The following is a 26776-nucleotide window of genomic DNA, read 5'->3' as shown; positions in this document are numbered from 1 at the left end:
ATTTGTTAACTGCTTAATCTTTTTTCTTTGCGCCTGCAAGTTCTGCTAGCTTATCTTCATCTAAGATGCTGATGTATTTACCTTTAACTGCAATCATATCGCTTTTTTGAAAACGTCCTAATAAACGACTGATGGTTTCAACTGTTAGCCCTAAGTAGTTACCAATATCACCACGTGTCATTGATAATCTAAATTCTCGAGGAGAAAAGCCGCGTGCTGAAAAACGCGTTGATAAGTTATGAATAAATGAGGCGAGACGCTCTTCTGCATTCTTTTTAGAAAGCAGTAAAATCATGTTTTGATCACCAACGATTTCAGAACTCATCAAGCGTAAAATTTGCTGTCTTAACTTTGGCATACTAGTAGAAAGATTATCTAATGTATCGTAAGGAATTTCACAAATCATAGCTGTTTCTAGTGCTTGAGCAAAACTTGGATGCGTGCCATCACTAATAGCATCAAAACCAATCAGATCACCTGCTAGGTGGAATGCTGTTATCTGCTCATCACCTTGCTCTGTAATAGTATAAGATTTTAGCGTACCAGAACGAATTGCATATAAGCATTTCATGTCTTGTCCAGCTTTAAATATTTCTTGTCCTTTTTGAATCGGTTTCTTACGATCAATAATGCTATCTAAGCGTTCGAGCTCAGTTTCATTGAGTGAGTAAGGGATACATAATTGGCTGATACTACAATCTTGACAGCGAATTGCACAGCTACCAGCTTGTAAGCGCCCTGTATTACTTTTTTCCATAGTTTCCTATTTCCGATTCTTGATATAGGTCAAGTTTAACACTAAACATAAATGCTTTGCACTATTTCACAAAACTTAGTGTCAAACAGTGCTATGTTAAGATTAAAAGTGTGTGCTAGATTTGCTTGTTACCCCTTTGTTAATTGAGTTGTTGTATTGCAACATAAAAGGTGTGTAGGGCAAAAATGGTTAATAATAAGGCACTTACTGTACGGAAATAGCGGTGGTTAAGGGTTAACTTCAATTGTTGGGTGAGTGAGCCTACGGTAAGCATTGCAGGTAGTGTACCAATACCAAAACCTAACATAATGAGCGCGCCATTTTCTGCACTGCCGCTACTTGCCGCCCAAGAAAGCGTCGAGTAAACAAGGCCGCAGGGTAACCACCCCCATAGAAAGCCCAGTGGTAATGCAAATACGGGGTGTTTGAGGGGTAAAAAATATTGTGCAATCGGTTTAATATATTGCCAAATAGTTTGGCCTGCTTTTTCTAACACTAATAAACCAAACCATAAGCGTGAGATATATAGTGCCAACAACAGCATTAATATCGCGGCTACAATGCGCAGGTAGATTAAGGCCTCTTTCCCGCCAAAGAAGATAATCAGTGCACTACTGCTACCGGCAAAAATTGCACCTGCAAGTGAGTAACTACTTACCCTTCCTAAGTTATACAGTATAAGAGATATAAAAGAGGTGGCTTTGCTTTGTGTGCTATTAGCAGAAAAAGTGATTGCACTGGCTATCCCTGAACACATACCAAGGCAATGTCCTGCACCTAATAAACCTATCACTAGTGCAGCGATAAAGTCATTTATCATTATCAGGCTCATGTTTCTTTGCTGGTTGCTCTGACTCTAAATCTTCATCAAAGAGAATATTAATTCCTTCGCGATCTAAGTCTTCATACTGGTCTGATTTTACTGCCCAAAAAAATACGCACACAGCGATCGCTACAAATATCATTGCGATCGGGATCAATACATAGATGATGCTCATAATAAAACCTTTATTTAAGTAAACGTAATGAGTTACTAACCACAATTAAGGAGCTAAAGGACATACCAATAACCGCAATATAGGGAGGAACATGTCCTGTTATCGCAAGCGGAACAATAATTAAATTATAACCGATTGCCCAGCCAAGGTTTTCTTTAATAATCGTCGTGGTCTTTTGCGCTGTTTTACGGAGCGTGACTATTTTAGTTAGGTCTTCACCGAGCAAAATGACATCAGCACTATTCTTAGCGACATCGGTACCACTAGCAAGAGCAACTGATACGTGCGCACCAGCTAAAACCGGCGCATCGTTGATACCATCACCGACCATTAATACCTGCTGTGTTGCTTGTAGGGCTTTTAAATGGTCGAGCTTTCCTTCTGGTGTCACACCTTTGGTTACATGATCAAGGTTTAGCAGTGTTGCGACCTCTTCACTCTTGGCGGAGATATCACCAGTAAGCAGGGTTGTTTCAATATTGCTCTGTTGGCAATATTGACTGATTTTTTGAGCGCTTTTACGCAGTGTATCACCCAATTCGAAGCTTGCTATTAGTTGATCTCCTAATGTTAGGTAGATAACCAATTCCTTGCTATTCAAAGGATAGTTGATTGCACAAAACTGGGCATGGCCTAGTTTTAACTGTTTATCTTGGTAAGTCGCCTGTAACCCTTGACCTGGTATATTAATGACCTCAGATAAGCTAATACTATCTCTTTGTAATAAATTAAATGCCAGCGAAATAGGGTGTTCAGAAACTCTTTCTAATTGTGACGCAAGGTCGATACACAACTGCTTGCTAAAGTCTGCGTGTAAAGTGGTGTTAAGCAGCACAAAATCACCGTGCGTAAGAGTCCCTGTTTTATCAAACACCATATGCTCTATTTTGTTCACCGTCTCTAATACATGATGTTGCTTAATCAGAATACCTTGCTTGTTAAGATTCGCGGTTGCACAGGTAAGCGCGGTGGGTGTCGCGAGTGAGAGTGCACAGGGGCAGGTTGCGACTAATACAGACAGTGTTATCCAAAACGCTTGGTCGGGATCGATAAAGCGCCAACCGATGTAGGTGCATAGGGCGGTAATAAGCAGTGCGCCGACAAAATACCGTGAAACAAGATCCGCGACGACTTCGATATGGGGTTTATTCTGCTGTGCACTATCCTGTAGGTGGATAATATCGGCAATTAAGCTATTTTGAGCAAGCTTTTCAACACGAATGGTTAATGGGCTAGTGACATTCACCGTACCTGCAAAAACCGGGCTATCTTCACCTTTATGAACCGGTAAGTGTTCTCCGGTTAACATCGACTCTTCAATGTTACTGATGCCGGTTAATATGGTGCCATCAACAGGGATAGTTTCACCTGCTTTGACCAGAATAACTTGACCAATGGTTAATGTTTTAGCGGGGATAAGTGATTCAGTGTCTTGTTCAATGAGTGTCGCCATAGAGGGTAATAAACGTAGTAAATTACTGCTGGTTTCAGAGGCTTTACGACGTGCACGTAGTTCTAATAAACGACCCAACAATAATAAGAATGTGAACATCGAGATCGCTTCAAAATAGACCTCGCCAGTCTCCATAACAGTCGCATAAGCTGATGCGATGTAGGCGCCAAGCAATGCGATAGAGACAGGGATATCCATCCCTAAGGTACGATTGCGAATATTGCGCCATGCATTGATATAAAAGGGCTGTGCGCTGTAGAGTAGTACTGGCGTGGCAAGAATAAAGCTCACCCAGCGGAAGTAATGAATAAACTCCTCCTCCATGCCAAAAAACAGATCTGCATAAAGTGCGATCGCGAACATCATCACCTGCATAGTCGCAATACCCGCAAGCCCTAAACGGCGCAGGTAGGATTTTGCTTGTTTGGTATAAAGTGCTTCTTGTTGATTGATCTGGAAAGGGTAAGCTTTGTAACCTACCTTTTGCATTTCTGCGAGAATCGCACTGAGTTTAAGTTTATCGTTGTCCCAGCGAATCACTACACGATGTAGCGTGGTGTTCACATTGATAAACTGTAGTCCTGCTAACTGGCGTAATTGCTTCTCAATTAACCACGCACAAGCTGCACAAGTGATCCCTTCTACGGTGAGGGTTATTTCACTGAGATGTTCACTCTTTTTAACAAACTCCTCTTGAATCTGCTCGAGATCATAATGTGCGAGTTGAGTTAATTGTTCCGGTACAAGCGAAGCGCCTTTTTCAGCGGTTTCACTGCGATGATCATAATAGGACGTTAAGCCACTATCAACGATCGTTTGTGCTACCGCTTCACAACCCGGGCAACACATACGTTTATCTTCACCTTTAATCGTGACGCTGAAAAGCGTATCGCTTGGATTCGCCTCCCCACAGTGAAAACAGTGCGTTGCGCTGCTATTAATGTTACTTTTTTCAGTAGCCATTATAGTTTGAATGTATCACGCGGTAGAGTAATCGTTTTTTGTAAGCGCCAACTTTTATCGAAGGGTTCGATGCGTAATTTCCACTTTCCTGTTAAGTCTTGATCACTTTGAAACTGATAATCACCATTGGCATCGGCGGTTAACATCGCAGAAATGTCGCGTTCAGCAAGGGTTGAATGGTACAAAGAGAATGAGATTGAGCTTTTATCTGCCACGCCTTGTAAGCTGATAAGCAATTGCTTTTCTGTCTGTTTTACAGAAGCATGAATATTAAGTTCTTTGGCTTTATTGATCAGTGCAAAATCATTATTAATCGCTTTGCCTTCCGCGTAATAATCATCAACAACCATATGTGGTTTATTATCCATTGCGGTGAAAAGTAGGTTTACGGAACCAATCACGGCAACCATCGGTAAACCGATTAAAAACCAAGGCCAAAACTGTTTAAACCAACTTTTTTTATTATCTTTCATACTGACCCTAAATAGGTAGAAGGAGGAGAGGTAAACTTATCATTTAGAAGATTGTTTTTCCATAAAAAAAGCCTCGATAACGAGGCTTTTTATTGTTTGTTTGCGAGTGCTTACTTCTCTTGTGAGAGAGAGTATACAAATGCAGAAATAAGGTGAACTTTATCTTCGCCTAATACTTTAGCCCAGGCTGGCATCACACCATTACGACCGTTAGCAATAGTATCTTCAACGGCTTTACGTGAACCACCATATAACCAAATTTTATCGGTTAAATTAGGCGCACCCAGTGCATGATTACCTTTACCATCAGCGCCATGACAAGCTGCACAGATAACAAATTTCTCTTCACCGGCTTGTGCTTCAATTGCATTAACGCGACGACCACTAAGTTGCAGCACGTAGCTTGCTACTTCAGTGACACCTTGATCGCCACCTAATACATCTTTCCAAGCAGCCATAACGCCATTACGACCATGCATAATCGTGGCTTTAATCGTTTCTGCTTCACCACCATATAACCAATCATCATCGGTTAAATTCGGGAAACCTTTACTACCACGTGCATCTGAGCCATGACATTGCGCACAGTTTTGTAGATACAAACGTTGACCTACTTTTACCGCTTCTGGATCTTTAGCGATAAGCGTTAAATCTTTGTATTCACCCGATGGTTGATAAGCAAGCTCTTTAAAAACGGCACCAAACTTATCATCTGCGGCATTCATCTCACGTTGATATTGTGATTGTGATGTTTTAGCTAGCTCAGCTGATTCTTCTGGGTTCATGACGCTTTGCTCTGAACTTGTCCAATTTAATAAACCGTTATAATTTGCGGTAAATGTTGGAAAGGCAAAGCTATAAATCACTGCGATTACGATGGTAAACCAGAATAGACCCACCCACCATTTAGGTAGTGGGTTATTCATTTCTTGAATGCCATCAAACGTGTGTGGCATCGGTTCACCCTCTGGCACACCAGTATCATTTCTAGAGGTAAGTCTTAGCAGGATCGCACAACCAATAACAACAATTAGCGTAATGACTGAGATCCATATAGTCCAAAATAGGCTCATTATTTTTTAACTCCTGACTGTTTTCTGTTTTCACCATCTGTATTTGTTAAGTCCTGTGACTCATCAAAAATAGAGTTGGCAATATCATCAAACTGTTTTTTTTGTTTTTTACTGTATGCCCAAAAAATCAAAGCAACGAAGATGACGATTAAGAACAGAGTGTATAGTCCATTAAACGTTGCGAAATCCATAAAGCCTCCAGCAGCTTTAGTGCCTAGGTAACTAGGCACTTTTATCATTGTTTATTGAAATGCGTGACCGAGTGATTGCAGGTATGCGATCAATGCTTGCATTTCTGTTTTCCCTTCAACGGCCGCTTGTGCTCCGGCGATATCTTGATCAGTGTATGGCACACCAAAATTATCACGGAATATTTCAAGTTTACGTTGTGTGTCTTCACCAGTTAATACGTTTTCCATTAACCATGGGAAGCCGGGCATATTTGATTGTGGCACTACATCACGAGGGTTAATCAGGTGAACTTCATGCCAAGCATCAGAGTAACGTTGGCCTACACGTGCTAAATCTGGACCGGTACGTTTAGAACCCCATAGGAATGGATGTTCCCAAACGTGCTCACCAGCAACACTGTAATGACCGTAACGCTCTGTTTCCGCTCGGAAAGGGCGGATCATCTGGCTATGACAAGTATGACAACCTTCTTTAATGTAAATATCACGACCTTCCATCTCAAGTGCTGTGTAAGGACGTAATGTATCTACCGGCTCGTTGGTCTCTTTTTGGAATAAAAGAGGCGTGATTTGTGCTAGTCCACCAAAGCTAATTGCGACAATGATTAAGATAGCTAATAAACCAACATTTTTTTCAATAAATTCATGTTTCATAAATTACTCCCCAAGTTCTTGAGGTTTGATTGAGCCTTTTTCAGCTGTAATCGTTTTGTATGTATTGTAAGCCATGATGAGCATGCCTGATAAGAACACAAGACCGCCAAAGAAACGGATTGTGTAGAATGGGTATGACTTCTCTAATGACTCTACAAAGGTATAAGTTAATGTGCCATCGGCATTCACCGCTCTCCACATCAGACCTTGCATAACACCTGAGATCCACATTGCGACGATATATAACACTGTTCCGATCGTTGCCATCCAGAAATGTAGGTTAATCAATGCAACACTGTACATACCTTGTTGACCGAATAAACGTGGGATTAAGTGGTAAATAGCACCAATCGATACCATTGCAACCCAACCAAGTGCACCAGAGTGAACGTGACCTACCGTCCAGTCAGTGTAATGTGATAATGCATTAACCGTTTTAATCGCCATCATCGGGCCTTCAAAGGTAGACATACCGTAGAAAGACAGAGAAACAACGAGGAAACGTAGGATAGGATCGGTACGTAATTTATGCCAAGCACCAGATAACGTCATGATACCGTTGATCATGCCACCCCAAGATGGAGCAAACAGAATCAGTGACATCACCATACCTAACGATTGAGCCCAATCAGGTAGTGCTGTGTAGTGAAGGTGATGTGGGCCTGCCCAGATATAAACGGCAATCAATGCCCAAAAATGCACGATAGATAAACGGTAAGAGTAAACAGGGCGATTAGCTTGTTTAGGGACAAAGTAATACATCATGCCCAAGAAACCAGCTGTCAGCAAGAAACCAACGGCGTTGTGTCCGTACCACCACTGTACCATTGCATCTACTGCGCCTGCATAAATCGAGTAAGATTTCATGCTGCCCAATGAAACTGGGATTGCCATGCTGTTAACAATGTGTAAAACCGCAACGGTTAAGATAAATGCACCGAAGAACCAGTTTGCCACATAAATATGTGACGTTTTACGTATTGCCATGGTGCCGAAGAATACAATTGCATAGACAACCCAAACGGCGGTGATCAGTAGATCAATTGGCCATTCCAGTTCTGCATATTCTTTTGAGGTTGTGTAACCTAACGGCAGCGTGATAACGGCAGAAAGAATAACTAACTGCCATCCCCAAAATACGATAGAAGCAAGTGGTCCACCAAACAGCCTTGTTTGACAGGTACGTTGTACTACGTAGAAAGAGGTTGCCATTAATGCTGACGTACCAAATGCAAAAATAACGGCATTGGTATGTAGCGGACGTAAGCGGCTGTAAGTTAGCCAAGGCGTATCGAAATTTAAAGCGGGCCAGACGAGTTGTGCTGCAATTAGCACCCCAACAGCCATGCCTATAATACCCCATAAAATGGTGGTAAGTGTAAACTGACGAACAACTTTCATGTTGTAGTCAGGTTGAGTTATCGTTGCGGTTGTCATTATTGTGATTCCATGCATGTTTTATAATGTACGTCCGTGATGACGCAATAATAAGAATTAAATAAAGCAATTTTAAATAAAAAATTTAAGACGGCTTCACTTGTTCGGGAGTGTACGCGATAATAAAAAAAATGAATAGATTCGCGTTGATAATTTGTTAATAAAATACATTTTTATGTTAAGAAATGCGCGTTAACCACTATTTTCACAAGGAATTAAAATGTTAACAAAAGGCAGGTTGGCTCAATTATTGTTCATGCTTGGGGTTTTATTAGTGTTGTTTTTTTGGAGAACCTTTGATTTTTCTGAGCAAAATGAGGTTGTTGAGGTATCGCAACAAGTAGAAGAAAAGCAAAATATTAGTCTTTTACGTTGTGACTATCTAACCGCCTGTGAGTTTTTAACTGAGCAAGGAACGTTTTTATTGTCGGTTAAAAATTTGCCAATTAAGGCTGAAGAATGGATTGATTTTGAACTGTTATTACCAACCAAAAATATGGTTGTCAGTAAGGCTCAAATAGTCGGTAAAACGATGTTTATGGGCAGAATTCCAGTGACATTTAAACGATCTGAAGAGCAACTATTTAGTGCCAACACATTAGTCGGATCGTGTACAACAGCACAGATGATCTGGTCGTTAGAAATAACGGTTGATAATGGCGAGTTGCAAGAGTTGGTGAGCTTTGATTTTATGGTACAACGTTAGTTTTTAGTAACGAGGAGAGAATTATTTCTCCTCGTTTTGAGTAAACCTATTTAGCACTCGTAAAGCGTTTCTTGAGTAGGTGATCTGCAGAAATCGCACCGCCACCCCAAACGATATTCATTAGAATCATTGCTCCCCATAACTGATGGTCGTAAAATCCGCCTTCCCATAATACCGGGTAGGAGATAACGGCTGTAGCATTAACGGCAAACAGAGCTACCGACATAGGGCGAGTTAATAACCCTAGTATGATGAATATAGGTAAAATAAGCTCTGCAGCGGTGCCTAGATAAGCAGCCAACTCCCAAGGAATAATGGGAACTTGATACTCTTCCTCAAAAAGGTACAGCGTGCTATCCCAGGTGGTAATTTTTAAATATCCCGATTTTAAAAATATACTTGCCACCCAAAGGCGCGTAAAGAGTAGTAAGAGGGGCGTAAAGTAACAAAGCATCTTGTCGACGATTGATTGGTAAAGCTCAAATAATTTTTTCATCGTTTATCCTTAGTGATCGTGAATCCGTTAATTAGTTGTTTTTCTAATAATATGGGCAGTTGCTGGTGAAGGTCGACTGACACTTCTCCCAAGGTCTTTCCTGCAATTATCTGCTGCAGCAGTAAAAATTGTTGTTGGTTCAGAGAAATGAGTTCAATACGAAAATCAGGCTGTTTCTTTAAAGCCACATAACAAGCATTATTCAGGTCGCTTTCTACCACTGCATCAGCAATGATCATCTGATAAAGTTGACTTATATTTTGTTGGCTATCAAAAAGTGTTATTTGTGTAGCAACCTGGAATAGTAATTGGTTTAACTGATTTTCTGGCACCAATGCCAGCTGCGTGGTATCAAATTGTTTATCTTCCACTTCAGCATTACTGGTTTGTTCTAATAACCATTCAAAGCGCGCCATTTCAGCGATATAAGGCATTTCTGTTAGCTGAGGCAATGTGGCTAGATACTCGTTAAAACCTAAGCCGTAGGTCATTATGTTGTTCTCTAAGGGCGGGTTGTTTAATATAAATGCTCGGCTGACACTGTTAAAAAATTCTTCGCCCACTAATGCGCTAGTATGTTGGTAAGTGATTGCTAACGCTTCGGTTACGCCCATGATAAAACTGTTACGGTAAACCTGTAAACGCTGTAAAGGGGTAACAGATTGCGTCTCTTTAATAGCATCTGTTATATTATCATGCTGATAAAAAAGTGCCGCTGAAAACTGTGCTTGTAACTGATTTAATTTCATAGCGATACCTCTGCCATCAGCGATTTTTTTGATGCTTCATCTCGTATGGAGGTAGCTTTGCCTGCTTCACCAAGCAAAATATCAAGTGTTGGTAGTTCCACGTCCCATTCAATCAGGGTAACCGCATCGCTGTGAGTAGTATGGATATATTGCTGGTAAATATCCCAAACCGGCTGACTTACCAGGGTACTGTGGGTATCTATTAATAGGCGACTATTGTCTATTTTTTTTTCTGTATGCCCCGCTAAATGAATCTCCTGTACCGCACTATGATCAATAGCATCTAAGTATTTTTGTACTGAAAATTGTTGATTTATCGCACTCACATAGATGTTATTTAAATCTAATAACAAACCACAGCCAGTATGTTGACTTATATTATTAATAAATTCGGGCTCACTCATCTCGATGTTTTTATATTCTAAATAAGAAGAGGGGTTTTCGATCAAAATTTGACGTTGAAGATAGTCCTGTACTTGATTCACGTTATCGATAAAGCAATTAAGTGCTTCTTGGGTATAGGGAATGGGTAATAAGTCGTTAAAAAAATTTCCCTGTAATGAACACCAACTTAAATGGTCAGATATTAATGCCGGCTGAAACCGATCAACTAATGTTTTTAACTTTTTAAGGTGCTGTTTACTAATCGGTTCACTGCTACCTAACGATAAACCGATACCATGAAAGCTCATGGGATAATCCGGTGCTATCTGCTCAAGGTAATAGTAGTTTTTGCTGTGCGCATTAAAATAGTTCTCGCTGTGTATCTCTAAAAAGCCCACTTTAGGTTGGCTAGTTAAGACTGCTTGGTAATGCGGACTACGTAGTCCAATACCAACGGCTGATTTTTCTATTTTATTCACAATAATATTCCTTTTAAAAGGGGGACTTCTCCCCCTCTAATATTCGTTAGCTAATTAAGATTTAGGTTTTAAGCTACCGCCTGTTAACTTGCCGCATAATCCCTTTGGTACTGCGATAAATGCATCACCTTGGTTGTCAACTTTAGAAGTACCAGCGCATGAGCTGTTTTTGGTTGCACAATCATTTTGACCAGCGGCAGCAACGCCGTAACATTTCTCTTTTCCTGCTGCCATCGCAGGTGCTGAAACTAATGAACTACCTACAGCGATAAGTGTTGAAACTGTTGCTGCTAATGCTAAATTAGATTTTTTCATGAGATATTCCTTTGCAAGTTATTTAAACAATATGGTTGTATATAGGTATATACTTTTTCGTGACAATCACTAATAGATACCGTGTGAGCAGATAAAAAATTTCACATTTATTTAAATGTTTTTTAACATTGTAGCGGTAATACGTACAATAACCACCTATAAAGGAACTGAAAGCGTGGTAAATACAATAAGTTATAAGCATCCATCATCATGGTTAATTTGCGATATTGATGGCACCTTATTAGGTGGTAATAAAGAGCATGAACAAGCATTGATCGATTTTCTTCACCAGAACCCTACGGTGAATTTTGCAATCGCGACGGGCAGAGAGTTAAGCCATGCATTAAATGATCTAAAACATTTCCCCAAACCCAAGCTTGCTATCTGTGCGGTGGGATCTGAAATCTACTTTGATAATAGTCTCCTTGATAGTTGGATTACGCTGCAAGAAAACAACTGGGATAAAGAAGCGATTCATCAGCATATGCAAGATAAAGGTTTTGAGCTTGCACCGGATGAACAGCAGGGGCCTTTTAAGATAACTTATTTAGGCCACGACAAAGATCAACAGGCGAGTGAGTTGATCGCCTCATTTAAGCGTGAGGGCATTGCCTGTAAAGTTGTTTACTCCCATGATTGGTTTCTTGATATCTTGCCAGCCAATTCAGGCAAGGGTGAGGCGATTCTTCATTGGGCCGAAATGTTCTCTATTGAAAAAAAATCGATAGCAGTGGTTGGTGACTCAAGCAATGATATTGCAATGCTAGAACGTGATGAGCTTGGTTACCGAGCTGTGGTAGCAAATTACCGCGATGAACTAACCCCTTGGCTTGATAAAAACCCTAACACCATCAAATTAACAGCATCACATAGCGCAGGGGTGTTACAGTTAGCCAATTTACTGTCAGAAAAATTTTCCTTTAAAAATTGATAAATCAATCGTTTAAGAAATAGGAATGTATATAAATGAGTTTATTTTCTCGAAAGCGAAATAAAAGTGGCGATTCATCTGTCTCTATAGACATGAATAAAAAACTAGATATGGCCAGACAACAGAAACGCTACGAGGCATTAGTTAATGTCTTTAGTGCAGATCTCTATCGTTATGCTTATTGGATCTGTCATGATCCCGATATCGCACAGGATTTAGTACAAGAGACTTGCCTACGAGCATGGAAAAGCTTAGATAGCTTATTAGATGATAAGTCAGCTAAGGGGTGGTTGTTTACTATTTTAAGGCGTGAAAATGCACGCCGGTTTGAACGTAAACAGCATCCATTAGTTGATATCGCTGATCATGATGTCGCAGACAACTCTGACCTCAATCAAGAGATGGACAGTGAACTGCTAATTCGTAAGATATCAACATTATCAGATGAGTATAAAGAGCCACTTCTATTGCAATTAATAGCAGGGTTTAGTGCAGAAGAGATAGGGCAGCAGCTCGATTTGAATAAAAATACCGTTTTAACACGCTTATTTAGAGCGAAAAACCTATTAAAAAGTTCATTAACAAGTGTAACTACAAGTGAGGCGTCCCATGGATGATATTTTATTTCGTCATACCGCTACCGCAACACCTAACGATAAAAGTGACGATTTTTTACAGCGTTTAGCCGATTCTGATAAAGATAAAGCGATGGTCAAAGAGGCAAAGCAATTTGATGCCAACTTAAAAGCAATTTTAAAAGTCGATGTACCGGAAGGGTTAGCGGATAAAATTTTACTAGAGCAAAGTTTTGCGATAGAGAAAGAACGCATTATGAGTGGACGTTGGCATATTGCTATCGCTGCCTCAATTGCATTCATTGTTGGCATCACCTTGCCACTATTAAATAATTTTAGTCATTCCCCTTCAGATATTGGTGAAGTGGCGATGCAGCATGTACAAGCTGAATACTATTTTACCGCACAGTCCAATGAACGTGCGGATCTTAAAATGGTGAATGCTAAATTAGCGCGTTATGGTGCAAAAGCACACGGTGGATTAGGCGAGGTTACCTATGTTAATTATTGCAGCTTAGACGGTACACCTGCTTTACATATGGTGGTGCAGGGCGAAAAAGGCCAGATTACCGTGTTTATTGTCCCCGGGGATGCTGACTTTATTGAGACCAAACATTTTAATAACCAGCATTTGAAAGGCATAACAGAAAAAATGGGTAATGCGAATGTGGTTATTGTTGGTGAGCGCGATGAGTCTTTAAAGGCGATACGTAGCGCGATGGAAAACAATATTCATTGGGATATCTAAAATCGAACTATAAATAGACAAATAATGGCTATTTTAGGACTGGTTGCTTGAATTGTCGGCAACCAGTTTTTTTATCTGCCTTTTTTGTTGACAGAAACACAAGCAAAAAATATACTGCGCACGTCTTCAAGGTACTGCGGTTTAAAAACGAGTTCCATAAAAGACTTTAAAGAACAATTCCTCTTTAGCTCAGTTTGTAGAGCCATTGAGAACACTGTTAATTCATTACAACGGATTAACCTTGTAGAAAAGACAATTCCTCTTTAGCTCAGTTGGTAGAGCAACGGACTGTTAATCCGTGTGTCGCTGGTTCAAGCCCAGCAAGAGGAGCCACATTTAGCCACTTTTGATATTTTCGAAAGTAGCGAGTCGTAAGACTTAAAATAACAACTTCATAATTGAAGTTGTAGAAAAAGACAATTCCTCTTTAGCTCAGTTGGTAGAGCAACGGACTGTTAATCCGTGTGTCGCTGGTTCAAGCCCAGCAAGAGGAGCCACATTTAGTTATTTTTGAAATTTTGAAAGTAACGAGTCGTAAGACTTAAAAAGAACAATTCCTCTTTAGCTCAGTTGGTAGAGCAACGGACTGTTAATCCGTGTGTCGCTGGTTCAAGCCCAGCAAGAGGAGCCACATTTAGCCACTTTTGATATTTTCGAAAGTAGCGAGTCGTAAGACTTAAAATAACAACTTCATAATTGAAGTTGTAGAAAAAGACAATTCCTCTTTAGCTCAGTTGGTAGAGCAACGGACTGTTAATCCGTGTGTCGCTGGTTCAAGCCCAGCAAGAGGAGCCACATTAAAAAGCCTGAATTTTTATTCAGGCTTTTTTTTGTCTAAAATTTAGTTTGGCTGAGTAGATGTGCTCTTTAGACAGCAAGAAAAGGTTAATAACCTTTTCTGAGAAGCTTGCAAAGTATTGTTGACCAACGCGTATTGCGTCGCTGGTTCAAGCCCAGCAAGAGGAGCCACATTAAAAAGCCTGAATTTTTATTCAGGCTTTTTTTGTCTAAAATTTAGTTTGGCTAAGTAGATATGCTCTTTAGACAGCAAGAAAAGGTTAATAACCTTTTCTGAGAAGCTTGCAAAGTATTGTTGACCAATGCGTATTGTGTCGCTGGTTCAAGCCCAGCAAGAGGAGCCACATTAAAAAGGCTGAACATTTGTTCGGGCTTTTTTTTGTCTAAAATTTAGAGTGCACTTTATGAGTTGCATATTTTCCTAGTAATTTATTTGAATCATAAATAATTTGTTGTTCAAAATGTCGTGGTTTTTGCAGAATTAGTTGCAGTTTGAAGCGACTCAAATGAAGAAGGCTAATTATTTATTTTTAAAATATAACAATTAGTTAGGATATTGATGAGTGGATGGGTTTAATGACTTATTAAATTAATTCGCTAATAAAATTAAGTTGTCTCTAGTTTAAACTGGCTTTTATGAGAGGTTTATTACAGATATTAATAACCAGAACAGTTGTTAATTGGGGGGGGGATAAGTTAGGATCATGAAGGATTTTTTTAATTACAACATTTTAATAACGGAATAGAGGCTTCAATGGAACTGATTCAAAATCATGTCACTGCATTGGTAACAAGTGCAGATACATTATTTATACTTTTAGGTGCAATCATGGTATTTGCCATGCATGCAGGTTTTGCTTTTTTAGAGGTGGGTACTGTCCGCCATAAGAATCAAGTAAATGCCTTAGTTAAAATCATGTCGGATTTTGGTGTATCCGCATTAGTTTATTTCTTTTTTGGCTACTGGCTTGCGTATGGTGTTACCTTTTTTGATAGCGCTTCCGTGCTTGCTGAAAATAATGGTTATGAATTAGTTAAATTTTTCTTCTTAATGACCTTTGCTGCTGCTATCCCTGCGATTATCTCTGGCGGTGTTGCAGAACGTGCAAAATTTAATCCGATGCTAATTGCTGCTGCATTATGTGTTGGCGTTGTTTACCCCTTCTTTGAAGGTCTCATTTGGAATGGCAATTATGGTTTTCAAGCTTGGTTAGAAAGTAGCTTTGGTGCTTCATTTCATGACTTTGCGGGCTCAATCGTTGTACACGCTGTCGGTGGTTGGATTGCTTTTGCCGCTATCATTGTACTAGGAAGCCGAAACGGACGTTACCGTGGCGGTAAAGTGGTTGCATTTGCACCATCAAATATCCCATTATTAGCATTAGGTGCGTGGATATTATCAATCGGTTGGTTTGGTTTTAACGTGATGTCTGCACAGGCGATAGAAGGTATCAGTGGCCTAGTCGCAATGAACTCTCTGATGGCGATGGTTGGCGGTATTATCAGCTCGCTAGTGATTGGTAAAAAAGATCCAGGTTTCATCCATAATGGACCATTAGCAGGTTTAGTTGCTGTATGTGCGGGTTCTGACATCATGCATCCTATGGGGGCCTTAGTGACTGGTTTAGTCGCTGGTGGATTATTTGTTTGGTTATTTATTTACGTACAAAAGAAATTTTCGCACTTCGATGATGTGTTAGGTGTGTGGCCATTGCACGGCGTGTGTGGTTTATGGGGCGGTATCGCTGCAGGTATCTTCGGTTTAGAAACGTTTGGTGGTTTGGGCGGTGTTAGTTTCATTAGTCAGCTAATCGGTTCACTGGCAGGTATTGCAGTTGCATTAATTGGTGGTTTCCTTGTTTATAAAGGAGTGAATCAGTTTATGCCAATTCGTCTTAGCGAAGAAGATGAGTTTAATGGCGCAGATGTCTCTATCCATAAAATCGGCGCAACTAACTTAACCAATAAGTAATCGCATATAAGTTTTTTAATAGGGTGGTAAATGAAAGTTTATCGCCCTTTTTTATGGGCGCTATGACACAAATAGCGAAGTCAGTCGCATCTAAATAACAACTGATGTTGTTATCAACAAAAAGATGATTTATCGCAGTGATTATGGATAATATTCTGTTATAAAAAATATTTACACTTACAGAAGGTTAATAATATGAAAGTTATTGAAGTGAAACACCCACTAATCCAACATAAAATTGGTTTAATGAGAAAAGCAGAAATAAGCACTAAACATTTTCGCGAACTTGCGCGTGAAGTTTCAAGCTTGTTAACCTATGAAGCAACAAAAGATCTTGCTGTAGAAACCGTGACGATTGATGGTTGGGATGGCAAGGTTGAGATTGAACAGATTCAAGGTAAAAAAGCGACGGTTGTGCCTATTTTACGTGCTGGTCTTGGTATGATGGATGGCGTTTTAGAACATATGCCAAGCGCTAAAATTAGTGTTGTTGGTATTTATCGTGATGAAGAAACGTTAGAGCCTGTACCGTACTTTCAAAAACTAGTTAGCCAAATTGATCAACGTTTAGTATTAGCGGTAGACCCAATGCTTGCAACGGGTGGTTCGATGATTTCTACGTTAGATCTTATTAAAGAGCACGGCGGCACCAATATTAAAGTGCTTATTTTAGTGGCGGCACCAGAAGGCTTAAAAGCATTAGAAGCAGCACATCCTGATATTGAAGTTTACACTGCTTCAATTGATTCTCACCTAAATGAAAAAGGTTATATCGTGCCTGGTCTAGGTGATGCTGGCGACAAAATTTTTGGAACTAAATAATGACCGCTAAAAATACGTCTGAGCAAAGTATGACGGCAGAAGATAATATTACGACCGAACAACCTATTGAAGATTTCACTGCGAATCTTAATACTCCGCAGCAGATATTAGCGGGGGGGCAAATGTTATTTGTCGCCTTTGGTGCATTAGTATTAATGCCGCTGATCACTGGTTTAGATCCGAATGTTGCGCTATTTACCGCAGGTATTGGTACGTTACTTTTCCATTTGGTCACAAAAGGGCAAGTACCTATCTTCTTAGCCTCATCCTTTGCGTTTGTTGCACCGATCGCTTATGGCATACAAACCTGGGGTATTCCAGGAACCATGTCAGGGCTATTTGTCGCTGGTGTTGTTTATATGCTAATGGCCTACGCAGTAAAACTACGTGGCGTTGATTTTATCCATCGTTTATTGCCGCCAGTCGTTGTTGGACCTGTAATCATGGTGATCGGTCTAGGCTTAGCGCCAATGGCTGTTAATATGGCTATTGGTAAATCGGGTGATGGTGGTTTTGTACTCATTGAGCATAATACCGCGTTAATTATTTCGATCTCTGCTTTGTTGACCACACTATTAGTATCGACCTTAGCAAAGGGCGTATTTAAATTAGTGCCTATTTTTGCAGGTGTTATTGTTGGTTATAGCTTGTCGTTGTTCTTTGGGGTGGTCGATTTTTCCCCAATTGCTGCAGCACCTTGGTTTAGTATGCCAGAGTTTGTTGCACCAGAATGGAATTGGCATGCGATCCTATTTATGATTCCTGTGGCTATTGCACCTGCAGTTGAACACGTTGGTGATGTTTTAGCGATCAGTAACGTAACCGGTAAAGATTACCTTAAAAAACCGGGTTTACACCGTACTCTGTTTGGTGATGGTTTAGCAACAAGTGCTTCATCGCTTTTTGGTGGACCACCTAACACTACCTACAGTGAAGTAACGGGTGCAGTAATGCTGACACGTAACTTTAACCCGAAAATAATGATGTGGGCTGCGGTTATCGCTATCTGCTTAGCATTTGTGGGTAAGTTTGGCGCTGTATTACAAACCATTCCGGTTGCGGTAATGGGTGGTATTATGATCTTACTGTTTGGTACGATTGCATCGGTTGGTCTAAATACACTAATTCGTAATCAAGTTGACCTTTCTAATGCGAAAAACCTATGTATTGTTTCTGTTACGCTTATTTTTGGTATCGGCGGCATGGCATTTGGTTTTGGTGCATTTAGCCTACAAGGCGTAAGCTTATGTGGATTAGTTGCTATCGCAATGAATATGCTACTGCCGCAAATTAACAAAGAAGTTAAGCATACACCGAAGGGGTAAAACATAGCGGTTAGTTATTAGCTGTCAGCTATTAGTAAAACAGTTGACAGTTTTTGTTTTTCCGCTGACCGGAACTGAAACACGTCGGGCTAAAGCCGCGACCTACAGAGAAGCGGGTTTTCGTAGGTCGGCGATTTATCCCGACACGCCAACGGCGCTGTTTTATGTTTTGATTTTACTAATTGCTAACAACTGCTTTTACAAAATCTGTCGGGCTAAAGCCACGATCTACAGAGAAACTGTATTTCGTAGGTCGGCGATGTATCCCGACACGCCAACTGCGCTGTTTTGATTTTACTAATTGCTAACAACTGCTTTTACAAAACCTGTCGGGCTAAAGCCACGACCTACAGGCAAACGGGTTTTCGTAGGTCGGCGATTTATCCCGACACGCCAACGGCGGTGTTTTGTGTTTTGATTTTACTAATTACTGATGACTAACAACTTTTTTTAGCCTTTGACCTTACTGATCGCTGACAGCTAAAAGCTAACAACTGCATTACACAACCGTCGGGCTAAAGCCGCGACCTACAGGGAACTGCTTTTTAAAACTAACCGCTTCTTTTCTTCCTTGAAAGCCGTTCTTTTTATCGTCAATTCACCGCTTTTATATGCTATTATGTGCGCCTATTTTAATCCGCTACTTTTATAGCATTAAAGGACTAGGTGCATTCAGTATGATTCCCAATTTAAGCCACAATGAAAATATCAAGCAAGACTATTTTGCCTTCTTAAAAGCGTTACTTAATACCAATTATAACGGCGAAATTGCAAAAAGTTATGCAAGTCGTTTAGCGGTTGCTACTGATAATAGTGTTTATCAGTGGTTACCACAGGCAATTATATTTCCGAAGTCGACCAATGATATCGTTGAAATTTGTAAATTAGCACAATCAAAAGCGTTTTCTGATATTCGTTTTTCACCTCGTGGTGGCGGTACAGGTACTAATGGCCAATCATTAACCGATGGCATTGTGTTAGACCTGTCTAAGTTTATGAACCAGATTCTAGAATTAAATCAAGATGAATGCTGGGTGCGTGTACAGACGGGCGTAGTAAAAGATCAGCTCAATGCATTCTTAAAACCACATGGTTTGTTTTTCTCTCCAGAGCTATCTACCAGTAACCGTGCAACCATTGGTGGCATGATAAGCAATGATGCTTCAGGTCAAGGTTCACTGACCTACGGTAAAACCAGCGATCATGTGTTAGGGCTTAAATCTGTATTAATTAACGGCGAAGTTTTAGATAGCACACCTATCTCAGGCGCTGAATTAGTTGCACAAAGTGAACGTAAAGATGCAATCGGTACTATTTATCGCCAAGTGATAGCAACCAGTGAATCTAAACAGGCGCAAATTGAGGCTGGCTTTCCAAAGTTAAACCGATTTTTAACCGGTTACGACCTCAAACATGTCTACGATGCACAAACGGGTACGGTTGATCTATCACGAATCCTATGTGGCTCTGAAGGTTCATTAGCATTCATTACTGAAGCTAAGTTACATATTCAAAAAATTCCCACTTACCGTACTCTGGTTAATATTAAATACGATAGCTTTCAGTCGGCCTTGAAAAATGCACCATTCCTAGTGGATGCAAAAGCGTTGTCGGTTGAAACGGTCGACTCGACAGTACTCAATATCGCTAAGCAAGATATCGTTTGGCATAGTATTAGTGAGCTGATTAAAGACGTACCAAATAAAGTGATGGATGGCATCAATATTGTTGAATTTGTTGAAGAAGATGAAACGATTCAAGTCGATAAAGTAGCCGCATTAACCAAGCAACTCGATAAACTGATCGCTGATCAAGAAGCGGGCATTATTGGTTATCAAGTTTGTGATCAACTTGGTGATATCAATAAAATTTATGGCATGCGAAAAAAAGCGGTGGGGTTATTAGGCAAAACAACGTCAAGTGCGAAACCATTACCCTTTGCCGAAGATACCTGTGTACCACCAGAAAATTTAGCGGATTACATTAATGAGTTTCGCCAACTGCTTGATGATAAAGGTTTGCGTTACGGTATGTTTGGTCACGTTGATACGGGTGTATTGCACGTACGTCCTGCACTGGATCTGTGTGACCCGTCGCAGGAAGTGTTGATGCGTGAAATATCAGACAAAGTAGTCGCTTTAACGGCTAAATATAAAGGCTTGATGTGGGGCGAGCATGGTAAAGGGTTCCGTAGTGAATATGGCCCAGAGTTCTTTGGTGATGAGCTATTTACTGAACTACGCAAAATCAAAGCAGCGTTTGATCCAAACAATCGTGTCAATCCAGGTAAAATCTGTACACCACTTGATTCAAGCGAGCAGTTAGTCAGTGTTGATGCGGTTAAACGTGGTACTTTTGATCGTCAAATTCCGATTGAAGTACGTGAAAGTTATACTCAAGCACTGGATTGTAACGGTAACGGACTCTGCTTTAACTACGATACTAAATCACCAATGTGTCCGTCGGTGAAAGTCACCAGTGACCGTGTGCATTCGCCAAAAGGGCGTGCGGGTTTGATGCGTGAGTGGTTACGTCAGCTAGCGAATAACGATATCGATGTATTGCAGCTAGAAGATGATCTCTATGCAGGTAAAAATGCCAGTGTATTCAGCAAGTTTAAGAATAGCTTGGGAAAAAACAAAGGTGAATACGACTTCTCTCATGAAGTAATGGAAGCGATGCAGGGCTGTTTAGCGTGTAAAGCGTGTTCTAGTCAGTGTCCAATTCAAGTCGACGTACCAACGTTCCGTGCACGTTTCATGTTCTTATATCACGGTCGTTACCTGCGTCCTTTAAAAGATTATTTTGTTGCATATGTCGAGCAATATGCGCCATTAATGGGTAAGATGCCGCGCTTCTTCAACTTCTTTATGAAAATGAAGATAACGGCGACATTAACCGAAAAATTTGTTGGTATGGTGGATATCCCACTGCTTTCATCGCCGACATTAAAAGCGTCATTACAAAAAGAGACCATCACTGAGTTTAACTTAGAAAAATTACAAGCATTAACGCCGATAGAGCGTGAGGGCTATGTACTGATCGTACAGGACCCGTTCACCACCTACTATGATGCTGATGTGGTGCGAGATTTAATATTAACGGTTAAAAAACTGGGTTATAAGCCGGTTTTATTACCCTTCAAACCGAACGGTAAACCACAACATATTAAAGGTTTCCTAGATAAGTTTGCTAAAACAACCAAAGACTCTGCACAATTCTTAAATCAGATGGCGGAGTTGAATATCCCAATGGTGGGGACTGATCCGGCAATGGTGCTATGCTACCGTGATGAATATAAACAAGCATTAGGTAAAGCACGTGGTGAGTTTAATGTGCAGTTATTCCAAGAGTGGTTATTACCACGCTTAAAAGGCAGCGCTAAAGCGATAACGGATAAACAGTACTACCTATTTGCTCATTGTACAGAAACAACCGCTGAGCCAACCTCTTCTGGAGATTGGGCTAAAATATTTACCCATTATGGTGCTAATTTCACTGATGTGCCTGTGGGTTGTTGTGGTATGGCCGGCACCTTTGGTCACGATGCAGGGAAAGTTGAGCAATCAAAAGCGATTTATAGTTTAAGTTGGGAATCAGAGATTGCTAAACGAGAGCGTAGCAGCTGTTTAGCAACGGGTTACTCATGTCGTAGCCAAGTAAAACGTATTGAGGGTGAGGTGTTAAAACACCCAGTACAAGCACTGCTAGAGATACTATAGTTTTCTCTTTTTACGAGGTTATGTATGTCAATTTGGAAAAAAAATAGCTCATTAGAACGACTCAATGAGTTAAGTGAAAATACGATTATCTCGCTATTAGGGATTGAATATACCCAAATTGGCGATGATTTTTTGCAAGCGACAATGCCTGTTGATAGCCGTACTCACCAGCCCCATGGTTTATTACATGGTGGTGCATCGGTGGTATTGGCTGAAACATTAGGCAGCGTCGCAGGTAATTTAGCGGTGTCAGCGAACAAGGTTTGTGTTGGTTTAGAGGTTAATGCCAATCACCTACGTAGCGTCAAAAGTGGCGTTGTCATTGGCACTGCAAAAGCAATTCGAATCGGTCGTACCGTACAGGTATGGCAGATAGAGATAAAAAATGAAAAAGAGCAATTAATCTGCACCTCGCGTTTAACGTTAGCTGTAATACCTGCTCCTCAATAAATAAAAAGAGAAATATTATGATAAAAATTGGTGCTTATAACGAACTTAAGATCATCAAACAGGTTGATTTTGGTTTTTACCTAGATGGCTTTGCAGAGGGTGAGATCTTATTACCACGCCGTTATACAACCGATGAGATGCAGATTGGTGATACGGTTAATGTGTTTTTATACTTTGATTCAGAAGATCGCCTAATCGCAACAACCCAGCGCGCTAAAGCGGAGGTTAATAAGTTTGCTTCACTAAAAGTGATTGATACAAACCGTGCAGGTGCATTTTTAGATTGGGGCTTACCAAAAGATTTACTGGTACCGTTTAATCAGCAAAAAATCCCAATGAAAGAAGGTTACGGTTATATTGTTTATGTTTATCAAGATGATATCAGTGAGCGTTTAGTCGCTTCTTCAAAGCTAGATCGTTTTGTTGACAACGAACCTGCGACTTACCAAGTTGGTGATAAAGTTGACCTGCTCATCGCAGATAAAACTGATTTAGGCTTTAAAGCCATTATCAATGATAAACACTGGGGTGTATTGTTTGAAAGCGAAGTGTTTGGTGATATGGGCATTGGTAAACAATGTAAAGGGTTCATCAAGCAAGTGCGTGAAGATGGCAAACTGGACGTAGGTCTAACGAAAGTAGGGTATGCCAAGGTTGATGCATTAGCTGAGCGTATCCTACAAAGCTTGAAGCAGAATCAAGGTTTCTTACCTCTGCATGATAAAAGCACGCCAGATCAAATCGCTAAAATATTGAAAATGAGTAAAGCCAATTTTAAGAAATCAATTGGTCAACTATATCGTAAAAAGTTAATAACAATTGAGCATAATGGCATTCGAATCAACGAATAACGTGCGAAGTGGATAAAAAAGTGATATTTTAGTTTTTAGTCATTTTATAATATTTGTAAGAGTTTGTAATTTTTCTAATCATCTAACAATAATGGATAAGAGAGTATCATGATAAAAAAATGTTTATTTCCTGCTGCGGGTTACGGCACACGTTTCCTACCTGCAACAAAATCGATGCCTAAAGAGATGATGCCTCTCGTTAACAAACCACTTATCGAGTTTGGAGTTGATGAAGCATTAGAAGCGGGTATGACTGGCATGGGAATTGTGGTTGGTCGAGGTAAGCACTCGATATCAGATCATTTTGACCATAACTATGAATTAGAGAATGAAATTAGCGGTACACCAAAAGAAGAAAAGCTAAATGATATTCGTAAAATAATGGAGAGTGCACGCTTCTCTTTTATCCGTCAGCGTCAAATGAAAGGGCTAGGACATGCCATTTTAATTGGTAAAGAGCTGATTGGTGATGAACCTTTTGCTGTGGTACTTGCTGATGACTTATGTATCAATCAAGAAGGCGATGGCGTCTTAAAACAGATGACTGCATTATATGAGCAATTCCGTTGTTCAATTATCGCGGTTGAAGAAGTCCCTGAAGATGAAATCCATAAATACGGTGTGATCAAAGGCTCTATGATAAGAGACGATATCTTCCGTGTAGATGATATGGTTGAAAAACCTGCACCGGGTACGGCGCCAAGTAACCTTGCAATTATCGGACGTTATATCTTAACACCTGATATCTTTGATATTATTGAGCAAACACCTCCTGGTAAAGGTGGTGAGATTCAAATCACTGATGCACTTCTAGAGCAAGCTAAACGTGGTTGTGTGTTAGCTTATAAATTTAAAGGTAAACGTTTTGACTGCGGTAGCGTACCAGGTTACATCGAAGCGACTAACTTTGTTTATGAGAACCTATACAAAGAGTAAATCTCTTTTGTAGGAATCGTATAAAATATTTTAAAGCCCGATTTATTCGGGTTTTTTTTCGACTATTTTATCTCTTTCGTAGTTTGTCTCATCGGCCTAAAGGCGGGACCTACATTGGTATTACTTGTGTTTTTTCTGCCATAAAAAAAGCGCCTATCCCAAAGGAATAAGCGCTTATTTAAGAAGTTAGCTGACAGCTAATTCCTACATAATACGTTGACCTGGTTTAGCACCATCATCTGGGTTTAATATATGGATATCTTCGCCGCCAGGGCCAGCTGCTAGTACCATGCCTTCAGACATGCCAAACTTCATCTTACGTGGTGCAAGGTTTGCTACCATCACCGTTAGCTTGCCTTCTAAGTCTTCAGGGTTATATGCGGATTTAATACCAGCAAATACCGTACGCGTTTCGCCACCCAAATCTAAGGTTAGTTTAAGTAGTTTATTCGCTTTTGGCACATGCTCTGCTTTTGCGATTAGTGCAACACGTAAGTCTGTTTTAGCAAAAGTATCAAAATCAATTTCAGGCGCTAGTGGCTCTTTATCAAGCTCTGATTTTGACGCTTCAAGTTCTGCTGCAATAACAGCTGCTTTAGCGGCTTTGTCAGCTTCAATGCTGTCTTTTGAGCTTTCAACCATCGCATCAACTTTCTTAGTATCGATACGTTGGAATAAAGCTTTAAACTTATTAATCTTATGACCAGAAAGTGGTGTTGCAATTACTTGCCAATCTAATGTTTCAGCAAGGAACTCTTCACTGCGTGCAGCTAGTTTTGGCATAATTGGTTTCAGGTAAGTCATCAATACGCGGAACAGGTTAATACCCATTGAGCAGATCTCTTGAACCTCTAACTCTTTACCTTCAACTTTTGCTAGTGCCCACGGTGCTTTGTCATCGATGTATTTGTTAGCAAGATCAGCAAGGCCCATGATTTCACGGATAGCACGTGCAAACTCACGTTTCTCAAATAGCTCAGCAATTGAAGTGCCACCATCAACAAACTGTTGGTATAACTCTGGCTCTGCAACCGTTTCTGATAACTGGCCATCATATTTCTTCGCGATGAAACCGGCAGTACGAGATGCCAAGTTAACCAGCTTATTAACCACGTCAGTATTTACACGTTGTGTAAAGTCTTCAAGGTTAAGGTCTAAGTCATCAATCTTGCTAGTTAATTTAGCTGCATAATAATAACGTAGACATTCAGGATCTAAGTTCTCAAGGTAAGTACTCGCTTTGATGAACGTCCCTTTAGACTTAGACATCTTCGCGCCATTTACGGTGACATAACCGTGTACATTAACCGCTGTTGGTTTACGGTAACCCGCACCCTCTAATACTGCAGGCCAGAATAGGCTGTGGAAGTTAACGATGTCTTTACCGATGAAATGGTATAGCTCAGTCTCGCTATTTAATTTCCAGTACTCATCAAAGTCTAAACCTTCAGTTCTATCACATAGGTTTTTGAAGCTACCCATGTAACCGATAGGAGCATCTAGCCAAACGTAGAAGTATTTGCCTGGCGCATCTGGAATCTCGAAACCAAAGTAAGGTGCATCACGGGTGATATCCCATTGTTTAAGACCAAATTCAAACCATTCAGCAACTTTGTTCGCCATTTCAGATTGAAGTGAACCAGATTTAGTCCAAACCTTTAACATATCTTCAAATTGTGGAAGATCGAAAAAGAAATGTTCAGTATCTTTCATGATAGGTGTCGCGCCAGATACCGCAGATTTAGGATTAATCATCTCTGTTGGGCTATAAGTTGCACCACAGTTATCACAATTATCGCCGTATTGATCTTCTGACTTACACTTAGGGCAAGTACCTTTTACGAAACGGTCTGGTAAAAACATCTCTTTTTCAGGGTCAAATAGCTGAGAAATCGTTCTTGTTTTGATAAAACCATTTTCGCGTAAGGTAATATAAATTTGTGAAGAAAGTGCTTTGTTTTCTTCACTGTGCGTTGAATGGTAGTTATCAAAGCTGATGTCAAAACCACTAAAATCACTTTCGTGTGAGGCTTTAATATCGCTGATCATCTGCTCAGGCGTAATACCCATCTCGTTTGCTTTCAGCATGATAGGCGTACCGTGTGCATCATCTGCACAGATAAAATGAACCTTGTTGCCACGTAGGCGTTGGAAACGAACCCAAATATCTGCTTGTACATGCTCTAACATGTGCCCTAAATGGATTGGGCCGTTAGCATAAGGCAGTGCGCAGGTAACAAGGATTTTACGATCTTGATTTGCCATTTTGAGGTTATTCCTATTTAAGCAGTGAACAATTTTAAGGGGGCAATTCTACCCAATTCAGCACTTAAAGCCCACTGTTAAATTGGGGAGGATATTATATTTGACGGGCTAAAGCTGCGGCATACAAATTCCGCCTGTAGGTCGGCGATTTATCCCGACACGCCAACGGCGCAGTTTTGATTTTGAACTTACTAATAACTAACAGCTGCTTTTAATTTGTCGGGCTAAATCCACGACCTACAGGCCAATGGTT

Annotated in this window: 25 protein-coding genes and 4 tRNA genes; 15 read left to right on the top strand and 14 right to left on the bottom strand. The window is 40.3% G+C overall.

Annotation, left to right across the window (positions count from 1 at the left end; translation table 11 throughout):
- Positions 1-13 precede the first annotated feature (13 nt).
- From QQK09_RS00750 to ccoN, 9 genes are all read right to left on the bottom strand, one after another.
- A complete protein-coding gene (locus QQK09_RS00750) occupies positions 14-757 on the bottom strand; it encodes an FNR family transcription factor (RefSeq protein ID WP_284202195.1) in 744 nt (247 codons plus the stop codon).
- Between the two features lie 139 nt (positions 758-896).
- Positions 897-1577 carry a sulfite exporter TauE/SafE family protein gene (locus tag QQK09_RS00745; RefSeq protein ID WP_284202194.1) on the bottom strand — a complete coding sequence of 227 codons (681 nt, stop codon included), beginning with the start codon at positions 1575-1577 and terminating at the stop codon, positions 897-899.
- Positions 1567-1755 carry a cbb3-type cytochrome oxidase assembly protein CcoS gene (ccoS, locus tag QQK09_RS00740; protein WP_284202193.1) on the bottom strand — a complete coding sequence of 63 codons (189 nt, stop codon included), beginning with the start codon at positions 1753-1755 and terminating at the stop codon, positions 1567-1569. The genes QQK09_RS00745 and ccoS overlap by 11 nt, the downstream gene beginning before the upstream one ends.
- A 10-nt stretch (positions 1756-1765) precedes the next feature.
- Positions 1766-4171, bottom strand: a complete 2406-nt coding sequence (locus tag QQK09_RS00735) for a heavy metal translocating P-type ATPase (RefSeq protein ID WP_284202192.1) — start codon at positions 4169-4171, stop codon at positions 1766-1768.
- Positions 4171-4644, bottom strand: coding sequence for a FixH family protein (locus tag QQK09_RS00730; RefSeq protein ID WP_284202191.1), 474 nt, complete (start codon positions 4642-4644; stop codon positions 4171-4173). The genes QQK09_RS00735 and QQK09_RS00730 overlap by 1 nt, the downstream gene beginning before the upstream one ends.
- A 110-nt stretch (positions 4645-4754) precedes the next feature.
- Positions 4755-5717: a cytochrome-c oxidase, cbb3-type subunit III gene (gene ccoP, locus QQK09_RS00725; RefSeq protein ID WP_284202190.1), complete on the bottom strand. Its 963-nt coding sequence runs from the start codon at positions 5715-5717 to the stop codon at positions 4755-4757.
- Positions 5717-5908, bottom strand: a complete 192-nt coding sequence (locus tag QQK09_RS00720; RefSeq protein ID WP_284202189.1) for a cbb3-type cytochrome oxidase subunit 3 — start codon at positions 5906-5908, stop codon at positions 5717-5719. Before QQK09_RS00720 ends, ccoP begins: the two co-directional genes overlap by 1 nt.
- Positions 5909-5959: 51 nt before the next feature.
- Positions 5960-6562 carry a cytochrome-c oxidase, cbb3-type subunit II gene (gene ccoO, locus QQK09_RS00715; RefSeq protein ID WP_284202188.1) on the bottom strand — a complete coding sequence of 201 codons (603 nt, stop codon included), beginning with the start codon at positions 6560-6562 and terminating at the stop codon, positions 5960-5962.
- A gap of 3 nt (positions 6563-6565) precedes the next feature.
- Positions 6566-7999, bottom strand: a complete 1434-nt coding sequence (gene ccoN / locus QQK09_RS00710; protein WP_284202187.1) for a cytochrome-c oxidase, cbb3-type subunit I — start codon at positions 7997-7999, stop codon at positions 6566-6568.
- A gap of 220 nt (positions 8000-8219) precedes the next feature.
- Between ccoN and QQK09_RS00705 the strand changes: the two genes are divergently transcribed.
- The gene (locus QQK09_RS00705; protein ID WP_284202186.1) at positions 8220-8705 is read left to right on the top strand and encodes a hypothetical protein; all 486 of its coding nucleotides are present in this window, start codon (positions 8220-8222) and stop codon (positions 8703-8705) included.
- 46 nt (positions 8706-8751) lie between these two features.
- Here the strand turns inward: QQK09_RS00705 and QQK09_RS00700 are convergent, their stop codons facing one another.
- From QQK09_RS00700 to QQK09_RS00685, 4 genes are read right to left on the bottom strand one after another with little or no spacing between them, the layout of a single operon-like run.
- Positions 8752-9201 carry a DoxX family protein gene (locus QQK09_RS00700; protein ID WP_284202185.1) on the bottom strand — a complete coding sequence of 150 codons (450 nt, stop codon included), beginning with the start codon at positions 9199-9201 and terminating at the stop codon, positions 8752-8754.
- A complete protein-coding gene (locus QQK09_RS00695) occupies positions 9198-9950 on the bottom strand; it encodes an HvfC/BufC N-terminal domain-containing protein (protein ID WP_284202184.1) in 753 nt (250 codons plus the stop codon). The genes QQK09_RS00700 and QQK09_RS00695 overlap by 4 nt, the downstream gene beginning before the upstream one ends.
- On the bottom strand, positions 9947-10813 hold the full coding sequence (bufB, locus tag QQK09_RS00690; RefSeq protein ID WP_284202183.1) for an MNIO family bufferin maturase: 867 nt from the start codon (positions 10811-10813) through the stop codon (positions 9947-9949). The genes QQK09_RS00695 and bufB overlap by 4 nt, the downstream gene beginning before the upstream one ends.
- A gap of 54 nt (positions 10814-10867) precedes the next feature.
- Positions 10868-11128, bottom strand: coding sequence for a BufA1 family periplasmic bufferin-type metallophore (locus QQK09_RS00685; RefSeq protein ID WP_284202182.1), 261 nt, complete (start codon positions 11126-11128; stop codon positions 10868-10870).
- Between the two features lie 175 nt (positions 11129-11303).
- On the opposite strand from QQK09_RS00685, the gene QQK09_RS00680 reads away from it, so the two are divergent.
- The 14 genes from QQK09_RS00680 to galU all read left to right on the top strand — a co-directional run bounded on the left by QQK09_RS00680 (position 11304) and on the right by galU (position 24258).
- Positions 11304-12059: an HAD-IIB family hydrolase gene (locus QQK09_RS00680; RefSeq protein WP_284202181.1), complete on the top strand. Its 756-nt coding sequence runs from the start codon at positions 11304-11306 to the stop codon at positions 12057-12059.
- 92 nt (positions 12060-12151) lie between these two features.
- Positions 12152-12676 (top strand): sigma-70 family RNA polymerase sigma factor, encoded by a 525-nt coding sequence (locus tag QQK09_RS00675; RefSeq protein WP_431312573.1) that lies wholly within the window; start codon positions 12152-12154, stop codon positions 12674-12676.
- Positions 12669-13382 (top strand): DUF3379 family protein, encoded by a 714-nt coding sequence (locus QQK09_RS00670; protein ID WP_284202179.1) that lies wholly within the window; start codon positions 12669-12671, stop codon positions 13380-13382. The genes QQK09_RS00675 and QQK09_RS00670 overlap by 8 nt, the downstream gene beginning before the upstream one ends.
- A gap of 257 nt (positions 13383-13639) precedes the next feature.
- Positions 13640-13715 (top strand) — tRNA-Asn (locus tag QQK09_RS00665).
- A gap of 88 nt (positions 13716-13803) precedes the next feature.
- A tRNA-Asn gene (locus QQK09_RS00660) sits at positions 13804-13879 on the top strand.
- A 58-nt stretch (positions 13880-13937) separates the two neighbouring features.
- Positions 13938-14013: transfer RNA gene (locus QQK09_RS00655), tRNA-Asn, on the top strand.
- A gap of 88 nt (positions 14014-14101) precedes the next feature.
- Positions 14102-14177, top strand: a tRNA-Asn gene (locus QQK09_RS00650).
- A 757-nt stretch (positions 14178-14934) separates the two neighbouring features.
- Positions 14935-16152: an ammonium transporter gene (locus tag QQK09_RS00645; RefSeq protein WP_284202178.1), complete on the top strand. Its 1218-nt coding sequence runs from the start codon at positions 14935-14937 to the stop codon at positions 16150-16152.
- Between the two features lie 195 nt (positions 16153-16347).
- A complete protein-coding gene (upp, locus tag QQK09_RS00640) occupies positions 16348-16974 on the top strand; it encodes a uracil phosphoribosyltransferase (protein WP_284202177.1) in 627 nt (208 codons plus the stop codon).
- Positions 16974-18299 carry a uracil-xanthine permease family protein gene (locus QQK09_RS00635; protein WP_431312570.1) on the top strand — a complete coding sequence of 442 codons (1326 nt, stop codon included), beginning with the start codon at positions 16974-16976 and terminating at the stop codon, positions 18297-18299. Before upp ends, QQK09_RS00635 begins: the two co-directional genes overlap by 1 nt.
- 677 nt (positions 18300-18976) lie before the next feature.
- Positions 18977-22021 carry a D-2-hydroxyglutarate dehydrogenase YdiJ gene (gene ydiJ / locus QQK09_RS00630; RefSeq protein ID WP_284202176.1) on the top strand — a complete coding sequence of 1015 codons (3045 nt, stop codon included), beginning with the start codon at positions 18977-18979 and terminating at the stop codon, positions 22019-22021.
- Positions 22022-22045: 24 nt separating this feature from the next.
- Complete coding sequence (locus QQK09_RS00625; protein WP_284202175.1) at positions 22046-22471, top strand: hotdog fold thioesterase; 426 nt, start codon at positions 22046-22048, stop codon at positions 22469-22471.
- A gap of 17 nt (positions 22472-22488) precedes the next feature.
- A complete protein-coding gene (locus QQK09_RS00620; protein ID WP_284202174.1) occupies positions 22489-23322 on the top strand; it encodes a CvfB family protein in 834 nt (277 codons plus the stop codon).
- Between the two features lie 108 nt (positions 23323-23430).
- Positions 23431-24258: a UTP--glucose-1-phosphate uridylyltransferase GalU gene (gene galU / locus QQK09_RS00615; protein ID WP_284202173.1), complete on the top strand. Its 828-nt coding sequence runs from the start codon at positions 23431-23433 to the stop codon at positions 24256-24258.
- Between the two features lie 204 nt (positions 24259-24462).
- On the opposite strand, the gene metG is transcribed toward galU, so the two are convergent.
- Positions 24463-26523 (bottom strand): methionine--tRNA ligase, encoded by a 2061-nt coding sequence (metG, locus tag QQK09_RS00610; protein ID WP_284202172.1) that lies wholly within the window; start codon positions 26521-26523, stop codon positions 24463-24465.
- Positions 26524-26776: the final 253 nt, after the last annotated feature.

The sequence above is a fragment of the Psychromonas marina genome (genome assembly GCF_030161115.1).
GTDB classification, from domain to species: domain Bacteria; phylum Pseudomonadota; class Gammaproteobacteria; order Enterobacterales; family Psychromonadaceae; genus Psychromonas; species Psychromonas marina.
Note: the sequence above shows the minus strand (reverse complement) of the source record. Positions and strands in the feature narration are given on the sequence as shown.

What these genes read in the sequence shown, in the direction of transcription:
- ydiJ (WP_284202176.1), top strand. Translation starts at nt 18,977, where the DNA reads ATGATTCCCAATTTAAGCCACAATGAAAATATCAAGCAAGACTATTTT.
- QQK09_RS00745 (WP_284202194.1), bottom strand. Translation starts at nt 1,577, where the DNA reads ATGATAAATGACTTTATCGCTGCACTAGTGATAGGTTTATTAGGTGCA.
- QQK09_RS00685 (WP_284202182.1), bottom strand. Translation starts at nt 11,128, where the DNA reads ATGAAAAAATCTAATTTAGCATTAGCAGCAACAGTTTCAACACTTATC.
- QQK09_RS00750 (WP_284202195.1), bottom strand. Translation starts at nt 757, where the DNA reads ATGGAAAAAAGTAATACAGGGCGCTTACAAGCTGGTAGCTGTGCAATT.
- ccoP (WP_284202190.1), bottom strand. Translation starts at nt 5,717, where the DNA reads ATGAGCCTATTTTGGACTATATGGATCTCAGTCATTACGCTAATTGTT.
- QQK09_RS00720 (WP_284202189.1), bottom strand. Translation starts at nt 5,908, where the DNA reads ATGGATTTCGCAACGTTTAATGGACTATACACTCTGTTCTTAATCGTC.
- metG (WP_284202172.1), bottom strand. Translation starts at nt 26,523, where the DNA reads ATGGCAAATCAAGATCGTAAAATCCTTGTTACCTGCGCACTGCCTTAT.
- ccoS (WP_284202193.1), bottom strand. Translation starts at nt 1,755, where the DNA reads ATGAGCATCATCTATGTATTGATCCCGATCGCAATGATATTTGTAGCG.
- galU (WP_284202173.1), top strand. Translation starts at nt 23,431, where the DNA reads ATGATAAAAAAATGTTTATTTCCTGCTGCGGGTTACGGCACACGTTTC.
- QQK09_RS00695 (WP_284202184.1), bottom strand. Translation starts at nt 9,950, where the DNA reads ATGAAATTAAATCAGTTACAAGCACAGTTTTCAGCGGCACTTTTTTAT.
- QQK09_RS00675 (WP_431312573.1), top strand. Translation starts at nt 12,152, where the DNA reads ATGAATAAAAAACTAGATATGGCCAGACAACAGAAACGCTACGAGGCA.
- ccoO (WP_284202188.1), bottom strand. Translation starts at nt 6,562, where the DNA reads ATGAAACATGAATTTATTGAAAAAAATGTTGGTTTATTAGCTATCTTA.
- QQK09_RS00620 (WP_284202174.1), top strand. Translation starts at nt 22,489, where the DNA reads ATGATAAAAATTGGTGCTTATAACGAACTTAAGATCATCAAACAGGTT.
- QQK09_RS00700 (WP_284202185.1), bottom strand. Translation starts at nt 9,201, where the DNA reads ATGAAAAAATTATTTGAGCTTTACCAATCAATCGTCGACAAGATGCTT.
- QQK09_RS00705 (WP_284202186.1), top strand. Translation starts at nt 8,220, where the DNA reads ATGTTAACAAAAGGCAGGTTGGCTCAATTATTGTTCATGCTTGGGGTT.
- QQK09_RS00635 (WP_431312570.1), top strand. Translation starts at nt 16,974, where the DNA reads ATGACCGCTAAAAATACGTCTGAGCAAAGTATGACGGCAGAAGATAAT.
- QQK09_RS00625 (WP_284202175.1), top strand. Translation starts at nt 22,046, where the DNA reads ATGTCAATTTGGAAAAAAAATAGCTCATTAGAACGACTCAATGAGTTA.
- QQK09_RS00645 (WP_284202178.1), top strand. Translation starts at nt 14,935, where the DNA reads ATGGAACTGATTCAAAATCATGTCACTGCATTGGTAACAAGTGCAGAT.
- QQK09_RS00670 (WP_284202179.1), top strand. Translation starts at nt 12,669, where the DNA reads ATGGATGATATTTTATTTCGTCATACCGCTACCGCAACACCTAACGAT.
- upp (WP_284202177.1), top strand. Translation starts at nt 16,348, where the DNA reads ATGAAAGTTATTGAAGTGAAACACCCACTAATCCAACATAAAATTGGT.
- QQK09_RS00735 (WP_284202192.1), bottom strand. Translation starts at nt 4,171, where the DNA reads ATGGCTACTGAAAAAAGTAACATTAATAGCAGCGCAACGCACTGTTTT.
- QQK09_RS00730 (WP_284202191.1), bottom strand. Translation starts at nt 4,644, where the DNA reads ATGAAAGATAATAAAAAAAGTTGGTTTAAACAGTTTTGGCCTTGGTTT.
- ccoN (WP_284202187.1), bottom strand. Translation starts at nt 7,999, where the DNA reads ATGACAACCGCAACGATAACTCAACCTGACTACAACATGAAAGTTGTT.